Raw genomic sequence first — 17159 nt, forward strand, 5'->3', positions numbered from 1 at the left:
CGGCCCTCCGCGAGTGGTCAGGAGGCGAGCCAGGACGAGGTGTAGGAGTCGATCTCGGCGGCCAGCCGCGCCTTGCCCGCCGGGTCCATGAACGACGCCTCGACCGCGTTCTTCGCCAGGTCGGCCAGCCCCCGCTCGTCGAGTTCCAGCAGCCGCGCGGCGACCGCGTACTCGTTGTTGAGGTCGGTGCTGAACATCGGCGGGTCGTCGGAGTTGACGGTCACCAGCACCCCCGCCCGGGTGAACTCCTTGATCGGGTGCTCGTCGAGCGTGGTCACCGCGCGGGTGGCGATGTTGGAGGTGGGGCACACCTCCAGCGGGATGCGCCGTTCGGCCAGGTGCCGGAGCAGCTCGGGGTCGCGGGCCGAGCTGGTGCCGTGCCCGATGCGCTCGGCGCCCAGTTCGTTGAGCGCGTCCCACACCGTCTCCGGGCCGGTGGTCTCGCCGGCGTGCGGCACGGAGTGCAGTCCGGCGGCGATCGCACGGTCGAAGTACGGCTTGAACTGCGGCCGGGGCACGCCGATCTCGGGCCCGCCGAGACCGAAGGAGACCAGGCCCTCCGGGCGCAGCCGGTCGTCGGTGGCCAGGCGCGTGGTCTCCTCGGCGGACTCCAGCCCGGCCTCGCCGGGGATGTCGAAGCACCAGCGCAGCACGGTCCCGAACTCGGCCTCGGCCGCCTTGCGGGCGTCCTCGATCGCGTCCATGAAGGCACGCTCGTCGATGCCGCGCCGGGTGGACGAGAACGGCGTGATGGTCAGCTCGGCGTACCGCACCTGCTGCCGGGCCAGTTCGCGCGCCACCTCGTAGGTCAGCAGCCGTACGTCCTCGGGGGTGCGGATGAGGTCGACGACGGACAGGTACACCTCGATGAAGTGGGCGAAGTCCGTGAAGGTGAAGTACTCGGCCAGGGCCTTGGGGTCGGTGGGGACCCTGGAGTCGGGGTGACGGGCGGCCAGCTCGGAGACGATGCGGGGGGAGGCGGACCCGACGTGGTGCACGTGCAGTTCGGCCTTGGGCAGCCCGGCGATGAAGGCACGCAGGTCGTGCGGGACGCGCGGCTCGACGAGACGGTCGGTCAAGGTTCCTCCCCGGAACGGCGCCCCGGGGCCGCACGGGCGGCGGGGCGCGATGATCGGCTGATCGGTGACTCGGGGTCATCGTAGGCGGTGGGGGCGAGGGGGTGCGGGGGTGCGGGGCGGCGCGGGACGGCGGAGCCGTAGCATGGCCGGACGATCGAGGGCCAGGGGGTAACTCCAGATGACGGACGCGACGCAGCCGGGCGGGGACACGGGCACCGGCGACCCCTGGGCGCCCCCGGAGCGGAAGACCTCGCCGGCCGGGGACCCGGCGTCCGGCCGGCCGCCGCAGGCACCGGCCACACCGACCGTCGCCGACGGACTGTCCGCGCCGCGGCCGCCGTCCGTGCACGACCAGCCCACCGTCGCCGGGATGCCGGGTGCCGGCTTCGCCCCGCCGGCCGGGGGCACGCCCCCGGCCGGCACCACGCCGTTCGACGCCCCGGGCCCCGTGCTGCCCCCGCCGCCCGTCGCGCCCACCGGCCCCGGCGCACCCGGCGGCTACGGATACCCCGGCTACCCGCCGGGCTACGGCTGGCCCGGGGTCCCGGTGCAGCGGCAGAACGGCATGGGCGTCGCCGCCATGGTGCTCGGCATCCTGGCCTGCTGCCTGTTCTGCCTGTACGGCGTGGTCTCCGTCGTCCTCGGCGTCCTCGCCATCGTCTTCGGCATCAAGGGCCGCCGGAAGGCCGAGCAGGGCCTGGCCGACAACCACGGGCAGGCCCAGGCCGGCCTGATCACCGGCATCGTCGGCCTCGTCCTCGGCATCGCCGTGATCGTCCTGATAGCCATCGGCGTCACGGCCGCCCTCAACAGCGAGGAGGACCGCTGGGAGGACGAGGACTCCTACGGGGCCCACGGCCCGGTGGCCACCGCTCCCGCCCTCCGCTGACCGCACCGGTCGTCACGGACCGCGGACGCCGCCGGCCCGAGCCCCCGCACAGCGGGCTCGGGCCGGCGGCCTTCTGCCGGACGGGTCAGAGCGCGAGGCCCGTCAGCACCATCACGCGCTCGTAGGTGTAGTCGTCCATCGCGAACCTCACGCCCTCGCGGCCCACACCGGACTGCTTGGCGCCGCCGTACGGCATCTGGTCGGCGCGGTAGGAGGGCACGTCGCCGATGACCACACCGCCGACCTCCAGGGCGCGGTGGGCGCGGAAGGCGGTCTGCAGGTCGTGCGTGAACACACCCGCCTGGAGGCCGTACTTGGAGTCGTTGACGGCGGCGAAGGCCGCGGCCTCGCCGTCCACCTTCTGCACGGTCAGCACCGGTCCGAAGACCTCCTCGCAGGAGAGCGTCGCGTCGGCCGGCACTCCGGTGAGCACGGTCGGCGCGTAGGAGGCGCCGTCGCGCTTGCCGCCGGTGTGCAGCGTGGCGCCCGCGGCGACGGCCTCGTCGACCCAGGACTCCACGCGCTGCGCGGCGGCCTCGCTGATCAGCGGGCCGACGTCGGTGGCGTCGTCGTCGGGGTCGCCGGTGACCTGCGCCTCGACGGCGGCGACGATGCGCGGCAGCAGCCGGTCGTACACGGAGGCGTCGGCGATCACGCGCTGCACGGAGATGCAGGACTGGCCGCCCTGGTAGTTGGAGAAGGTCGCGATGCGCTGCGCGGCCCGGTCGAGGTCCTCGTCGCTCGCGAAGTCGGCGAGGACGACGGCCGCCCCGTTGCCGCCCAGCTCCAGGGTGCAGTGCTTGCGCGGCACCGAGTCCATGATCGCGTAACCGACCTTCTCCGACCCGGTGAAGGAGATCACCGGCAGCCGCTCGTCCTGGACCAGGGCGGGCATGCGGTCGTTGGGGACCGGCAGGATGCTCCAGGAACCGGCGGGCAGCTCCGTCTCGGCGAGCAGCTCGCCGAGGACCAGGCCGGACAGGGGAGTGGCGGGCGCCGGCTTGAGGATGATGGGCGCGCCCGCGGCGATCGCCGGGGCGATCTTGTGGGCGCACAGGTTCAGCGGGAAGTTGAACGGCGCGATGCCGAGGACGACCCCCTTGGGGAAGCGGCGGGTGAGGGCGAGCCGGCCCTGGCCGCCGGCGTCGGTGTCCAGGCGCTGCGCCTCGCCGCCGTTGAAGCGGCGGGCCTCCTCGGCGGCGAAACGGAACACGGAGACGGCGCGGCCGACTTCGCCGCGGGCCCACTTGACCGGCTTGCCGTTCTCGGCGGAGATCAGACGGGCGATCTCCTCGGTGCGCTCGACGAGGCGGCGGCTGACGTGGTCGAGGGCGGCGGCGCGGACGTGGGCCGGGGTGGCGGCGAAGTCCTCGCGGACGGCGTGGGCGGCGGAGACGGCCTCTTCGACCTGGGCGTCGGTGGGGACGCTCACCGTGCCGACGGTGCGGCCGTCCCAGGGGGAGGTGACGTCGAAGGCGGTCTCGCCGGTGGCCTGGCGGCCGGCGAGCCAGAAGGCGGTGGTGGAGGTCATGTGCGGGTTCCGGCCCTTCCGCGGTCGGGGGTGTGTGGGCGGGTGCTGGGTCCACGGTAGGGCGGGGGCCGGGGGCCGAAGTTTGGCCGAGTCGTAGTGGTGGGGGTGTGCGGGTTCTACGGTTTGGCGAGGTGGGGTGGGCGGGCCGGGAACGGGCGCTACTCCGGTGCCGTCGCCTTCAGGGCCAGCCACAGCTCCATGCGGGTGTCCGGGTCGTCCAGGGAGCGGCCGAGGATCTCCTCCACCCGGCGCATGCGGTAGCGGAGGGTGTGGCGGTGGACGCCCAGGTCGGCCGCGGCCGCGTCCCACTGGCCGTGGCGGGAGAGCCAGGCGCGGAGGGAGGCGACGAGGTCGCCGCGGCCCGTCGCGTCGTGTTCGCGCAGGGCGCGCAGCAGCCCGTCGGCGAACGCCCTGACGGCGTCGTCGGCGAGCAGCGGCAGCACCGAGCCGGCGGCCATGTGCTCGTGCTCCACCAGCGCCCTGCCCCGCCGCCGCGCCACCGAGAGGGCCTGTTCGGCCTGCTTGTAGGCGGTGGACGCGGCGATCGGCCCGGCCGGTGCGGACAGGCCGACGACCAGTTCGTCGTCGGCCCTGCGGGCCGCCTCCCGCGCGGTGGCGTGGTCGCGGCAGGCGGCCACGGCGGCGCCGCCGTCGGTGGCCAGTACGACCAGCCGGTCCCCCTCCGGCACCACCAGCACCACCTCGCCGGAGTGGGCGGCGGCGGACTCCGCGGCCTCGGCGAGGGCTCCGAGCGCGTCCCCGCTCGCGTCGGCCCCGGCGGCCACGATGATCCGGAAGGGCGCGTCGAGCAGGCCCCCGTACAGGTCCCCGGCCACCGCGCGGGCGTGGTCCGGCTCCCCGGCGAGCAGCATGCGCAGGACGGCGGCGCCGATGCGCTGCTCGGCGGCGTGCAGGGAGCGGGAGCGCTCCGTGGTGAGGGTGAGCAGGGCGATCGCGGAGTGGACGGCGTACCGCTCGGCGGTGCCGAGGGCGGCGGCCGTGCCGACGGCGAGCGCCGCGCGGGGGCGCTTGCCGGTGCCGAGGGAGTGCAGCTCGACCCGGTCCTCGTGTTCCGGGCCGGCCACCACCGAGGAGGCGGGCGCGGGCCGCTCCCGCAGCCGGGTCACGTCCGGGGTGAGCCGCGCGGCGCGCCGCACCGCCCACTCCGGCGCCGCGGCCACGACGGCGCCCGAGGCGTCGTACAGCGCGGCCCACCCGTCGACCTGCGCGGCGAGCACGGTCAGCAGGCCCTCCGGGCCTCCGGCCAGGGCCTGTCGGGTCAGTTCCCGCTGGGCCGCGAAGCCCGCGGTCACCGCGCGGTACTGGTCGGCGGCGATGGCGGCGGACACGGCCTTGCTGATCGCGAGGAAGGGGGTGCGGCGCGGCACCTCGAGCAGCGGCAGGCCCTCCGCGCGCGCCGCGTCGACGAGGGCCTCCGGGATGTCCTCGTAGTGCACCCCGACGGCGAAGCCGAGCCCGACGACGCCCGCCCCCGCCAGCCGCCGCACATAGCGGCGCATCGCCTCCCGGTCCTCCGCGTCGAGTTTCAGCGCGGTGATCAGCAGCAGCTCCCCGCCCTCCATGTAGGGCACGGGGTCGGCGAGCTCGCTGGCGTGCGCCCAGCGGACCGGCACGTCGAGGCGGTCCTCGCCCGCGCGCACGGTCAGCTTGAGCGCGGAGTGGTGGACGAGCGAGGCGAGCGTCGGGGGCATCGGTGCCTTGGGCCTTCGGGTCGGCGTCGGACGGGTGAGGATGCGGTGATCTTTTGGCCGCGGCGTATGAACGGCCTGGGTCGATTCTGCCTCACTGTACGGTCCCCGGCCGTCCCGGCCGGACAGCTCACCCCCGGAGGTCCACCAGCAGCGGCGGCGCGTGCTCGCCCTCGACGGTGGTCAGCGACAGCACCGCGTGTCCCGGCGGCACCGTGTGCGCCAGCTCCGAGGCCGACCACCGCTCCCGCTCGACCTGCCGCACGGTGACCGCGTCCGTGGTCACCGCCTTGCCCGTGAGCCGCCTGCGCAGTGCGTGGATGACCCGGGTCATCGGCTGGTCGGCGAAGACCGTGTGCTTGGCGACCTCCGTGGTCTCCACCCACTCGGTGCCCCAGGTCTGCGCGAACCTGCTGCCGTCCCAGGTGGTGACGCCGCAGAAGGCCATGCGGCAGCCCACCGCGCCGTAGAGCGGGCCGTGCAGCGCCTCGGGGACGTCGGCGACGGTGCGCAGGGCGAGCAGCACGCCCGCGTTCTGCGAGCGCAGCCGCTGGATGCGGCGCACCGACTCCGCGGTGACCGTGCCCGTCGCGTCGTCCAGGACCAGGCAGGCGAAGTGGGCGCGCGGCCCCTCCCGGACGACGGCGTGGAACTGGGCGAGGACCAGCCGGGTGATCAGCCGTCCGGCCTCCTCGTGACCGCGCTCGGGCAGGTCGATCCGCACCCGCAGGGGGTGGTGGGCGACCGCGCGCAGGGAGAACGGCCTGCCCGGGCCGCCTCCCCCGAAGAAGTCCGCGAACACCGGCCGGTTCAGCAGGGCCAGCCGGTCGGCCAGGGTCCGGCCCGCGTCGCCCGGCGCACCGGCCTGCCGGACCCGCGCGTCGAGCTCGCGGCGCATCAGGTCGTTCCCGCTCGCGGCGAGCGCCTCCCGCAGCGGGGCCAGCGCCCCCTCCCCGCCCTCCAGCAGCTCGCGCAGCTCCGGCAGGGCGGGGAAACGCCCGTGCACCGCCCGGAAGGGGCCGAGCAGCTGCGCCAGTACGGTGGCGGCGCCCTGCGCGCCGACCGTGTCGAGGTCGCCCGTCAGCGCCTCGGCGAGGATCGCGGCCGCCTCGTCCGGATCGTCGGACTCGGCGTACGGGTCGAGGTCGTGCACCGAGGACGGATCACCGATCCGCACGATCACGTCGAAGGAGTCGTCCGGGCCGAGCGGGCTCCCGGCGGCGGAGACGGCGACGACGGCGCAGCGCCCGGTGAGCGCCTGCAGCGCGAGCGCCTCGGTCACCGGCTCGACGAGGGTGCGGGTCTTGCCGGACCCGGAGGGGCCGACGGCGAGCAGCGAGGTGCCGAGCACGTCCGGACCGAGGGCCGCCCCCGCGTCGTGGTACGGCTGGGGGGCGCGCTCGGTCGCCACCCAGCGGCCGATGCGCACCTGACCGGCGAGCAGGTCGTGGCGGGCGGTCCGGCGCGGCAGGTCCCGGGCACCGGAGGGGTGCGTCCAGGCCGCGCCGCCCTGGCGCAGGACGGTGTCGCGGAAGGCGTCCAGCGCGGCGGTGCGCCGGGCGGCGTCGAAGGCGTGCCCGACGCGGGTGCAGTCGACGTCGTTCATCCGGCCGCCGGCGACCTCTGCGGTGAGCAGCTCGGCGGCCTCGTGCTGGCCGGCGTCGCGGAGGGCCGGCCACTGGGAGCGGGGGCGGACCGGCGCGGAGGCGACGGCGGCGGTGCTCGCCGGACGGGGGGCGAGCCGTTCCCTGACGTACGCCGGCCAGCTCCCGAGGCGGGCGAACGGCCACACCACGAGCAGGGTGACGACGGCGTACAGCGTGTTGGTGAAGAGGGGGGAGGCCATCGGCTCGTAGCTGTCCGTGAGGAGCACGGTCAGGGAGAGCAGCGGTTCGACGACCGGCACCGTGGACCATCCGAAGCCCGGGAAGGCGTCGGGGAAGACGAGACCGAGGGCGACGAGGGCGAGGCCGGCGGAGACCAGGAGCCGGGCGGGCCGGGACAGGCGGTCCACGTAGTGCCGGACGATGGCGCGCCAGCTGCCGAGCACCCCGACCGCGGTGACGAGCACGGCGAAGAAGACGCCGTCGGCGAGCCGCCGGGCGTGATACCCGGGGAACACCACCTCCCAGCCCTCGACCGGCTTGGGCTTCAGCGAGAGCTCGTACCACCAGTCGTCCGGCGTGAACATCCGCAGCAGGACGCTCTTGTACGGGAAGTAGCCGCTGCTCCAGAGGGACCACGCGCCGAGCGCCAGGACGAGCGGGAGCAGCATGCCGACGACCGTCACCGGAGCAAGACGTTCCGGGATCTCCTTCGGGCGGTGGCCGTACCGCCAGATCCCGGGCCGGGCGTCCGGCCTGGCCTCGTCGAGCCAGGCGGCGACGCCGGACGGGGGACCCGGGGGCCGCGGGGGCGCGGGGGGCGCCCCCGGTGCCCGGCTCGGCCGCGGCGGGACCGCCGGCACGGCCGGCGGTGCCGCCGGGCGCGGTACGGGATGGGCGTGTGCGCCCCGTGCGTCCTGGGTACCGTCGCTGTCCATCGCCCTTGCCCCCTGAGCTGCCGCTCCATCCGCCGTCAGCGAGCCAATCTAACGCCCCGACAGGCGGAGTCCACCGCATACACGGCTCCGGCCACGGGCGGCGGCGCCTCCCCCGGCGCCCCGGGGGCCGGGGGAGGCGCCCCGCGCCCGTCGGCGGGCGGCCCCGGCCCCGCTATGTCCACCACGGACAAGCCGGAACCCCGGACAGCGCCCACATGGAGCATGCCCGCCCCCCGCTCCCCGTCCTAGCCTGCGAGAAAAGAACGCACGTGTCCGAAACACCCCCCAGGAGCCCCGCATGACCGCACTTCCGCAGGAGCGCCGCGTCGTCACCGCCATCCCCGGACCGAAGTCGCAGGAGCTGCAGGCCCGCCGCACCGCCGCGGTCGCGCAGGGCGTGGGCTCCGTGCTGCCCGTGTTCACCACCCGCGCGGGCGGCGGCATCATCGAGGACGTCGACGGCAACCGGCTGATCGACTTCGGCTCCGGCATCGCCGTGACCTCCGTCGGCGCCTCCGCCGAGGCCGTCGTCCGCCGCGCCTCCGCCCAGCTCGCCGACTTCACCCACACCTGCTTCATGGTCACCCCGTACGAGGGCTACGTGGCCGTCGCCGAGGCGCTCGCCGAGCTGACCCCGGGCGACCACGCCAAGAAGTCCGCGCTCTTCAACAGCGGCGCCGAGGCCGTCGAGAACGCCGTCAAGATCGCACGCGCGTACACCAAGCGGCAGGCGGTCGTCGTCTTCGACCACGGCTACCACGGCCGCACCAACCTCACCATGGCGCTGACCGCGAAGAACATGCCGTACAAGCACGGCTTCGGCCCGTTCGCGCCCGAGGTGTACCGCGTCCCGGTCGCCTACGGCTACCGCTGGCCGACCGGTCCGGAGAACGCCGGTCCGGAGGCCGCCGCCCAGGCGATCGACCAGATCTCCAAGCAGGTCGGCGCCGAGAACGTGGCCGCGATCATCATCGAGCCGGTGCTCGGCGAGGGCGGCTTCATCGAGCCGGCCAAGGGCTTCCTGCCCGCGATCAGCGAGTTCGCGAAGGACAACGGCATCGTCTTCGTCGCCGACGAGATCCAGTCCGGCTTCTGCCGCACCGGCCAGTGGTTCGCCTGCGAGGACGAGGGCATCGTCCCGGACCTGATCACCACCGCGAAGGGCATCGCCGGCGGTCTGCCGCTGGCCGCCGTCACCGGCCGCGCCGAGATCATGGACGCCGCGCACGCCGGCGGCCTGGGCGGCACCTACGGCGGCAACCCGGTCGCCTGCGCGGGCGCGCTCGGCGCCATCGAGACGATGAGGGAGCTGGACCTCAACGCCAGGGCGAAGAACATCGAGACGGTCATGAAGGGCCGCCTCACCGCCATGGCCGAGAAGTTCGACGTCATCGGCGACGTCCGCGGCCGGGGCGCGATGATCGCCGTCGAGCTGGTCAAGGACCGCGCCACCAAGGAGCCGGACCCGGCGGCGACGGCCGCACTGGCCAAGGCCTGCCACCAGGAGGGCCTGCTGGTCCTGACCTGCGGCACCTACGGCAACGTGCTGCGCTTCCTGCCCCCGCTGGTCATCGGCGAGGACCTGCTGAACGAGGGCCTCGACATCATCGAGCAGGCGTTCGCGCGCGTCTGAGCCGGTACCGGGGCGGGTGAGCCGCCCCAGTGCCGGCCGCCGGGACCGGGGAGCGGCAGAGCGTGTGAAGAACGTGTGCGGGGTGGATGACGGGATCCCGTCGGCCCTGTCGCCGGGCCACCCCCTGCCGTAGGTTTCTACCCGGATGAGAGATACACCCCGCCCGCAGGGAACTGCGGGCGGTTCAGGCCGGAGCCTCCCCAGCTTCGACCTGGTCGTGCCTCGCGCACACGAACCGGGGCCCCTGGGGCCCCGGAATCTCCTCACGATCGGACGGTCGCCCGCCCCAAACCCCCCGGGGCGCGCGACGTTCCGGTCCGGACGGCCGTCCGGGTACGCACACGGCACGCCGTTCCCCGAAGGGCCAGTGCGCACCCCCCTTGCACTGGCCCTTCGGCGTGCGCCGGATCCCACCTGCGAAGCTGTGCACCATGCTGCTGCTCGGACCGCCCGCCCTCCTCTTCGCGCTGATCACCTGGCAGGTCGTCGCCGACGGCCCGCTGATCGGCCTCGACGAACGGCTGAGCCGGGCGCTGGTCCACCCGGACCGGGCCTCCGAGCTCCTCGCCGACCTCGGCAACGTCCAGGTCGCCGTGCCGGTCCTGGTGATCGCGCTGGCGTACGCCGCCCGGCGCGGGCGTGCCGCGGGCAGCGACCGCTGGTGGCTGCCGCCCGCCGCCGGGGCCCTGGCGATGGCGCTGGTGCCGGCGCTGGTCGTGCCCCTGAAGGAGTGGACCGACCGCCCCGGCACCCCGGCCGTGCCCCCGGCGGTCGGCTACTACCCCTCCGGGCACACGACCACCGCCGTCGTGGCGTACGGCGCGACGACGCTGCTCCTCCTCCCGCTGCTGCGGTCGCCGGCGGTGCGCCGCGCGCTCGTCGCGGCCTGTGCCGCCCTGGTCGCCGGCGTCTCGTTCGGGCTGGTGCGCCGGGGCTACCACTGGCCGCTGGACGTGGCGGCCGGCTGGTGCCTCGGCGCGGTGCTGCTGACCGGTCTGCGGCTGTCGGCCGGCCGGGGCGGCCGCCGGAGGCCCGCCGGGGTTCCCGGCCCTCGGACCGGTACCGGCGACGGCCCCGGCTGACCGGCCCGGCGGCCCCGGCCCGCTCCCTACGGTGTTGTCATGCCTTCTGCCGGTTGCGGCGACTGCCGACGACCATGGAGACCAGGACCAGCAGGACGGCGACGGCGAACATGGCCGTACCGATCACATTGATCTGCACGGGGGTTCCGCGCTGCGCGGAACCCCATACGAACATCGGGAAGGTGACGGTCGAGCCGGCGTTGAAATTGGTGATGATGAAATCGTCGAAGGAGAGCGCGAAGGCGAGCAGCGCGCCCGCCGCGATGCCGGGGGCGGCGATCGGCAGCGTGACCCGGACGAACGTCTGGAACGGGCCGGCGTACAGGTCCTGCGCGGCCTGCTCCAGCCTCGGGTCCATCGACATCACGCGCGCCTTCACGGCGACCACGACGAAGCTGAGGCAGAACATGACGTGGGCGATCAGGATCGTCCAGAAGCCCAGCCGAGCACCCATGTTGAGGAACAGGGTGAGCAGTGAGGCCGCCATGACCACCTCGGGCATCGCCATCGGCAGGAAGATCAGCGAGTTCACGGCGGGGCGGGCGCGGAAGCGGTAGCGGGCCAGCGCGAAGGCGATCATCGTGCCGAGCAGGGTGGCGCCGAGCGTCGCCCACAGGGCGAGCTGGAGGCTGAGCGACAGCGAGGCGCACAGTCCGGGGACGCCGCACGGATCCTTCCACGCCTCGGTGGAGAATTCCTGCCACGTGTAATTGAAGCGCCCCTTCGGATCGTTGAAGGAGAACACGGTGACGACGACGTTCGGCAGGAGGAGGTACGCGAGGGTCAGCAGTCCCGCGATGACGACGAAATGGCGCTTGAGCCAGTTGACGAAGGCCATTTAAACCAGATCCTCCGTGCCGGACTTGCGGATGTAGAGCGTGACGACGACGAGGATCGCGGCCATCAGGAGGAACGAGAGCGCCGCGGCCGTCGGATAGTCGAGGATCCGCAGGAACTGCGACTGGATGACGTTGCCGACCATGCGGGTGTCGGTCGAGCCGAGCAGATCCGAGTTGATGTAGTCGCCGGACGCCGGGATGAAGGTCAGCAGCGTGCCGGAGACCACGCCCGGCATCGACAGCGGGAAGGTGACCCTGCGGAAGGTGGTCGACGGCCTGGCGTACAGGTCGTTCGCCGCCTCGTGCAGCCGGGGGTCGATGCGCTCCAGCGAGGTGTAGAGCGGCAGGACCATGAACGGCAGGAAGTTGTACGTCAGACCGCACACCACCGCGAGCGGCGTGGCGAGCACCCGGTCGCCGGCGGTCCAGCCGAGCCACGCCGTGACGTCCAGGACGTGCAGGGTGTTCAGGGCGTCGACCACCGGGCCGCCGTCGGCGAGGATCGTCTTCCAGGCGAGCGTGCGGATCAGGAAGCTGGTGAAGAAGGGCGCGATCACCAGGATCATGATCAGGTTCCGCCAGCGTCCCGCGCGGAAGGCGATCAGATAGGCCAGCGGGTAGCCGAGCAGCAGGCACAGCACGGTCGCGGAGGCCGCGTAGAGCACCGAGCGCACGAACTGCGGCCAGTACTCGGACAGCGCGTCCCCGTAGGTGGCGAAGTGCCAGGTGACCCGGTAGCCCTCCTCCAGGGAGCCCGTCTGCACGGACGTGGAGGCCTGGTAGATCACCGGCAGCGCGAAGAACACGAACAGCCACAGCAGACCGGGCAGCAGGAGCAGGTACGGCGTCCAGCGGCCCCGCCCGCGCGGCTTGCCCGGGGGTTTCGCCTCCGGGGCGGGCGCCAGGGGCGGCGCCTGGGTGACCGTGGTCATCGGGCGACCTCTTCCTCGACCGTCCCGACGCCCGCGGAGCCCACCGTCCCGGCGAGCGGGGACTGCGCCGCGTCCAGTGCGAAGGTGTGCGCCGGGTTCCAGTGCAGGACCACCTCGGCGCCGGGCACCAGCCGGGCGTCGCGGTCGATGTTCTGCACGTAGACCTCGAAGTCGGTGCAGACCGGGCTGTCGACGACGAACTGCGTGGAGACGCCGATGAAGCTGGACTCGGCGATCCTGCCGGTGATCCGGTTGCGGCCCCCGGGTATCCTGCCGGCGTCGTCGGCGTGGGTGAGGGAGATCTTCTCCGGGCGCACTCCGACCAGCACCCTGCCGCCGGTCGCCGTGGGCGCGCTGGTGCGTGCCGCGGGCAGGACGAGTCTGCCGCCGCCCGCCCTGAGGACGATCTCGTCGCCGGACCTCGAGTCGACCTCGGCCTCGATGAGGTTGGAGGTGCCGAGGAAGTTGGCGACGAAGGTGGTGCGCGGGTTCTCGTACAGGTCGGCGGGGGAGCCGAGCTGCTCGACCCGGCCGGCGTTCATCACGGCGACCGTGTCGGCCATGGTCATGGCCTCCTCCTGGTCGTGCGTGACGTGCACGAAGGTGATGCCGACCTCGGTCTGGATGCGCTTGAGCTCCAGCTGCATCCGGCGGCGCAGCTTCAGGTCGAGGGCGCCGAGCGGCTCGTCGAGCAGCAGCACCCTGGGGTGGTTGATCAGCGCGCGGGCCACCGCGACCCGCTGCTGCTGGCCGCCGGAGAGCTGGTGCGGCTTCTTGCGGGCCTGCTCGCCGAGCTGCACCAGCTCCAGCATCTCCTCGACCCGCTTCTTCACGCTCTTGATGCCGCGCCGGCGCAGACCGAAGGCGACGTTCTCGAAGATGTCGAGGTGCGGGAAGAGGGCGTAGGACTGGAAGACCGTGTTCACCGGCCGCTTGTACGGCGGCAGCGCGGTGACGTCCTGGTCGCCGAGGTGGACGGTGCCGCTCGTGGGCTCCTCCAGGCCGGCGATCATCCGCAGGGTGGTGGTCTTGCCGCAGCCGGACGCGCCGAGCAGGGCGAAGAAGGAGCCCTGCGGCACGGTCAGGTCCAGGGGGTGCACGGCGGTGAAGGAGCCGTAGGTCTTGCCGATGCCGGTGAGGCGGACGTCCCCGCCGCCGTGCCCGGCCGTGGTGGTGTCTTCGGTGGTCTTCATCTCGTCACGCCCCAGTGAGCTTTGCGAACTTCTCTTCGAATTCCGTCTCTTCCTCGGCGCTCAGGGAGCGGAAGGCACGGGACTTGGCCTGCATGGCCCGGTCGGGGAGGATCAGCGGGTTGTTCGCCGCGGCCTCGTCGATCTTCGCGAGTTCGTCCTTCACCCCGTCGACCGGACAGACGAAGTTGATGTAGGCGGCGAGCTCGGCGGCCGGCCGCGGCTCGAAGTAGTAGTCGATCAGCCGCTCGGCGTTCGTCTTGTGCCGGGCCTTGTTGGGGATCAGCAGGTTGTCGCTGGACATCAGGTAGCCGCTGTCGGGGATCAGGAAGTCGATGTCCGGGTTGTCCGCCTTCAGCTGGACGACGTCCCCGGCCCAGGCCACACAGGCGGCGAAGTCGCCCTTGCTGATGTCCGCGGTGTAGTCGTTGCCGGTGAACCGGCGGATCTGGCCCTTGTCGACGGCCTTCTGGAGCCGGGCGAGCGCCGCGTCGTAGTCGTCGGCGGTGAACCTCTCCGGCTCCTTGCCCATGTCGAGCAGGGTCAGGCCCATGGTGTCGCGCATCTCGGTGAGCAGTCCGACCCGGCCCTTGAGCCTCGGGTTGTCCAGCAGGTCGGAGAAGGTCCTCACCTCCACGCCGTCGAGCGCCTTCCTGTTGTAGGCGATGACGGTCGCGATGCCCTGCCAGGGGTAGGAGTAGGCGCGGCCCGGATCCCAGTCGGGGCTGCGGAACTGGGGCGACAGGTGGGCGAAGGCGTTCGGGAGGTTGGCCGGGTCCAGCTTCTGCACCCAGCCGAGGCGGATCAGACGGGCGGCCAGCCAGTCGGTGAGGACGATGATGTCGCGGCCGGTGTCCTGGCCCGCGGCGAGCTGCGGCTTGATCTTGCCGAAGAACTCGGTGTTGTCGTTGATGTCCTCGGTGTACGTGACCTTGATGCCGGTCCGCTTCGTGAACGCCTCCAGCGTGGGGTGCGCGCGCCCGCCGTCGTCGACGTCCATGTACTCGGTCCAGTTGGAGAAGCTGACGGACTTCTCCTCCTTCGAGTGGTCCTCCGCCGGGACGCCGCCCCGGGTGGTGCCGGCCGCGGGGATGCCGCAGCCGCTCAGCGCGCCGAGTCCGCCGACCGCGAGCGCGCCGCCCGCGGAGGCGCGCAGCAGGGACCGGCGGGACAGGGCCGCCCTGCCGCCGCGGAGGCTGCGCCGCACGGCGGCCACCCGGGCCGGTGAGAGGCGGTCGGGCTCGTACTGCTCCATGCGCGTGGTGCCCTTTCGGGAGGATGGCCGCGGGTCGGGCGGCCTGGCTGCTATCGGTCCCCGAAGACGGTGCGGTGCCAGTCCTTGCGGACCACCGCGGTGTTGTCGAACATGACGTGCTTGACCTGCGTGTACTCCTCGAACGAATAGGCGGACATGTCCTTGCCGAAGCCGGACGCCTTGGATCCGCCGTGCGGCATCTCGCTGATGATCGGGATGTGGTCGTTGACCCACACGCACCCGGCCTTGAGCTCGCGGGTGGCGCGGCCCGTGCGGTACACGTCCCGGCTCCAGGCGGAGGCGGCGAGCCCGTACGGGGTGTCGTTGGCCAGCGCGATGCCCTCGTCGTCGGTGTCGAAGGGCAGGACGACCAGCACCGGACCGAAGATCTCGGACTGCACGACCTCGCTGTCCTGCGGTGCGCCGACGATGAGGGTGGGGCGATAGTACGCGCCGTCCGCCAGCTCGCCCAGGGGCGCCTCCCCGCCGGTCACCACGCGCGCGTAGGCGCGCGCCCGGTCGACGAAGCCGGCCACCCGGTCGCGCTGGGCGTGCGAGACCAGCGGGCCGAGGTCGGTGCCGGGGGCGAAGGGGTCGCCGAGCCGGACGGTCTCCATCAGGGCGGCGGTGCGCTCGACGAACGCCTCGTACAGCGGGCGCTGCACGTACGCGCGGGTGGCGGCCGTGCAGTCCTGTCCGGTGTTGATCAGCGCGCCCGCGACCGCGCCGTTGACGGCGGCGTCGAGGTCGGCGTCGTCGAAGACGACGAAGGGGGCCTTGCCGCCCAGTTCCAGGTGGAGGCGCTTGACGGTGGCGGTGGCGATCGCGGCGACCCGCTTGCCGACGGCGGTGGAGCCGGTGAAGGAGGTCATGGCCACGTCGGGGTGGCCCACCAGGTGCTCGCCCGCCTCCTCGCCGGTGCCGGTGACGATGTTGACCACACCGTCCGGGATGCCGGCGTCGGTGGCGGCCCGGGCGAACAGGAGCGAGGTCAGCGGGGTGAGCTCGGCGGGCTTGAGGACGACGGTGTTGCCCGCGGCGATCGCCGGGAGGATCTTCCAGGCGGCCATCTGGAGCGGATAGTTCCAGGGGGCGACGGAACCCACGACACCGATCGGCTCACGGCGGACGCAGGAGGTGTGGTCGCCGGAGTACTCGCCGGCCGACTGACCCGTCAGGTGGCGGGCGGCCCCGGCGAAGAAGGCGATGTTGTCGATCGTGCCCGGTACGTCGAACTCACGGCTCAGCTTCAGGGGCTTGCCGCACTGCAGTGACTCCGCGCGGGCGAAGTCCTCCGCGCGGTCGGCGACGACCGCGGCGAACCGGTGCAGGGCGTCGGACCGCTCACCGGGAGTGGCGCCGCCCCACGCCGGAAACGCCTCCCGCGCGGCGGCGACGGCCGCGTCGACGTCGTCGGGGCCGGCGAGTTCGTACGTGTACACCTCCGCGCCGGTGGCCGGGTCGACGACCGTGTGGGTACGGCCCGAGGTGCCCTTCGCCGGGCGGCCCGCGACGAACTGCGCGCCGTCCGCGAACCGGTCCTGGACGGGGGGTCGTTCCGGGGTGGCGGTACCCGGCTTGTGCATGTCGCTCTCCTCCGTGTCCCCGAGGGGGCGGCGTGGCTCCAGCTCGATTTGAGTGCCGATCCTGACAGAACGAGTGGGTCCCAACAAGTGATTCCGTTGTTGCCTTTTGGTTACGCGACGGAATCTGTCGACCAGGTGTCGAGTCACCACGGAAAAGGCAGGACGGGGTGTCGGTCGTTGCTGTCAGACTCGCGTGCATGGAGAGGATCACGGGGGCGATGGAGTCACGGGAGACGCTGGCCGAGGCGCTGCGCGCCGGGGCGAGAGTGAAGTACCTGCACTTCTGGGGGCACCGGCCGCTGCCCGGCGGCCGGATCGGGGCGAGCTGTCTGAGTCAGTGGTGGCCGTCGCCGTTCACGGTGGACGGGGTGGAGTACGCGACCGCCGAACACTGGATGATGGCGGCCAAGGCCCGGCTGTTCGGGGATCCGGAGGGGGAGCGGCGGGTGCTGGCCGCGGGGCATCCCTCGCAGGCGAAGAAGGCCGGGCGGCTGGTGCGGGGCTTCGACGAGGAGACGTGGCGCCGGGAGCGGTTCGGGATCGTCGTCGAGGGCAGCGTGCACAAGTTCGCGGCCCATGCGGACCTGCGGGCGTTCCTGCTGGGCACGGGCGAGCGGGTGCTGGTCGAGGCGAGCCCGGTGGACCGGGTGTGGGGCATCGGTCTCGCGGCCGGTGACGAGGGGGCGGGCGATCCGGAGCGCTGGCGGGGCCCGAATCTGCTGGGGTTCGCGCTGATGGAAGCCCGGCGGCGGCTGCGCACGGGCTGAACGGGGTCTGCGCGCAGAGGGGACCGGTCGCGCGATCGGCGACGGGGCGGGTGATCCGGAGCGGTGGCAGGGCCTGGACCTGCCGGGGGTCGCGCTGGTGGAGGCCCGACGGCGGCTGCGTGCCG

The 17159-nt window shown here is 73.2% G+C and carries 13 protein-coding genes; 4 read left to right on the plus strand and 9 right to left on the minus strand.

The window, feature by feature from the left end; translation table 11 throughout:
- Window positions 1–17 precede the first annotated feature (17 nt).
- Window positions 18–1079 (minus strand): adenosine deaminase, encoded by a 1062-nt coding sequence (locus tag ABTY20_RS07695; protein WP_351996054.1) that lies wholly within the window; start codon window positions 1077–1079, stop codon window positions 18–20.
- Window positions 1080–1257: 178 nt separating this feature from the next.
- Between ABTY20_RS07695 and ABTY20_RS07700 the strand changes: the two genes are divergently transcribed.
- Window positions 1258–1968, plus strand: coding sequence for a DUF4190 domain-containing protein (locus tag ABTY20_RS07700; protein ID WP_351996055.1), 711 nt, complete (start codon window positions 1258–1260; stop codon window positions 1966–1968).
- Window positions 1969–2053: 85 nt separating this feature from the next.
- Here the strand turns inward: ABTY20_RS07700 and ABTY20_RS07705 are convergent, their stop codons facing one another.
- From ABTY20_RS07705 to ABTY20_RS07715, 3 genes are all read right to left on the minus strand, one after another.
- Window positions 2054–3499, minus strand: a complete 1446-nt coding sequence (locus ABTY20_RS07705; RefSeq protein WP_351996056.1) for an aldehyde dehydrogenase family protein — start codon at window positions 3497–3499, stop codon at window positions 2054–2056.
- A gap of 158 nt (window positions 3500–3657) precedes the next feature.
- The gene (locus tag ABTY20_RS07710) at window positions 3658–5211 is read right to left on the minus strand and encodes a PucR family transcriptional regulator (protein ID WP_351996057.1); all 1554 of its coding nucleotides are present in this window, start codon (window positions 5209–5211) and stop codon (window positions 3658–3660) included.
- 127 nt (window positions 5212–5338) lie between these two features.
- Window positions 5339–7750, minus strand: coding sequence for an ATP/GTP-binding protein (locus ABTY20_RS07715; protein ID WP_351996058.1), 2412 nt, complete (start codon window positions 7748–7750; stop codon window positions 5339–5341).
- 298 nt (window positions 7751–8048) lie between these two features.
- On the opposite strand from ABTY20_RS07715, the gene gabT reads away from it, so the two are divergent.
- Together gabT and ABTY20_RS07725 are read left to right on the plus strand one after the other, a co-directional pair.
- Complete coding sequence (gene gabT / locus ABTY20_RS07720) at window positions 8049–9383, plus strand: 4-aminobutyrate--2-oxoglutarate transaminase (protein ID WP_351996059.1); 1335 nt, start codon at window positions 8049–8051, stop codon at window positions 9381–9383.
- Window positions 9384–9814: 431 nt separating this feature from the next.
- Entirely contained in the window at window positions 9815–10465 is a 651-nt protein-coding gene (locus tag ABTY20_RS07725) for a phosphatase PAP2 family protein (protein ID WP_351996060.1), read from the plus strand.
- Window positions 10466–10502: 37 nt separating this feature from the next.
- Here ABTY20_RS07725 and ABTY20_RS07730 read toward each other — a convergent pair whose 3' ends face one another.
- Genes ABTY20_RS07730 through ABTY20_RS07750 form a run of 5 tightly spaced genes read right to left on the minus strand, consistent with a single transcriptional unit; the run spans window position 10503 to window position 16267 of the window.
- Window positions 10503–11303 (minus strand): ABC transporter permease, encoded by an 801-nt coding sequence (locus ABTY20_RS07730; protein ID WP_351996061.1) that lies wholly within the window; start codon window positions 11301–11303, stop codon window positions 10503–10505.
- Window positions 11304–12236 (minus strand): ABC transporter permease, encoded by a 933-nt coding sequence (locus ABTY20_RS07735; RefSeq protein ID WP_351996062.1) that lies wholly within the window; start codon window positions 12234–12236, stop codon window positions 11304–11306. It abuts the gene before it with no gap.
- On the minus strand, window positions 12233–13429 hold the full coding sequence (locus tag ABTY20_RS07740; RefSeq protein ID WP_351996063.1) for an ABC transporter ATP-binding protein: 1197 nt from the start codon (window positions 13427–13429) through the stop codon (window positions 12233–12235). The genes ABTY20_RS07735 and ABTY20_RS07740 overlap by 4 nt, the downstream gene beginning before the upstream one ends.
- Window positions 13430–13433: 4 nt before the next feature.
- Window positions 13434–14681 carry a polyamine ABC transporter substrate-binding protein gene (locus ABTY20_RS07745; RefSeq protein WP_351996064.1) on the minus strand — a complete coding sequence of 416 codons (1248 nt, stop codon included), beginning with the start codon at window positions 14679–14681 and terminating at the stop codon, window positions 13434–13436.
- 50 nt (window positions 14682–14731) lie between these two features.
- Entirely contained in the window at window positions 14732–16267 is a 1536-nt protein-coding gene (locus tag ABTY20_RS07750) for a gamma-aminobutyraldehyde dehydrogenase (protein WP_351996065.1), read from the minus strand.
- 197 nt (window positions 16268–16464) lie between these two features.
- On the opposite strand from ABTY20_RS07750, the gene ybiA reads away from it, so the two are divergent.
- Window positions 16465–17034 carry a riboflavin biosynthesis intermediates N-glycosidase gene (gene ybiA / locus ABTY20_RS07755; protein ID WP_351996066.1) on the plus strand — a complete coding sequence of 190 codons (570 nt, stop codon included), beginning with the start codon at window positions 16465–16467 and terminating at the stop codon, window positions 17032–17034.
- Window positions 17035–17159 lie beyond the last annotated feature (125 nt).

Source organism: Streptomyces sp. NPDC126497 (assembly GCF_040302425.1).
Taxonomy (GTDB): Bacteria; Actinomycetota; Actinomycetes; order Streptomycetales; family Streptomycetaceae; genus Streptomyces.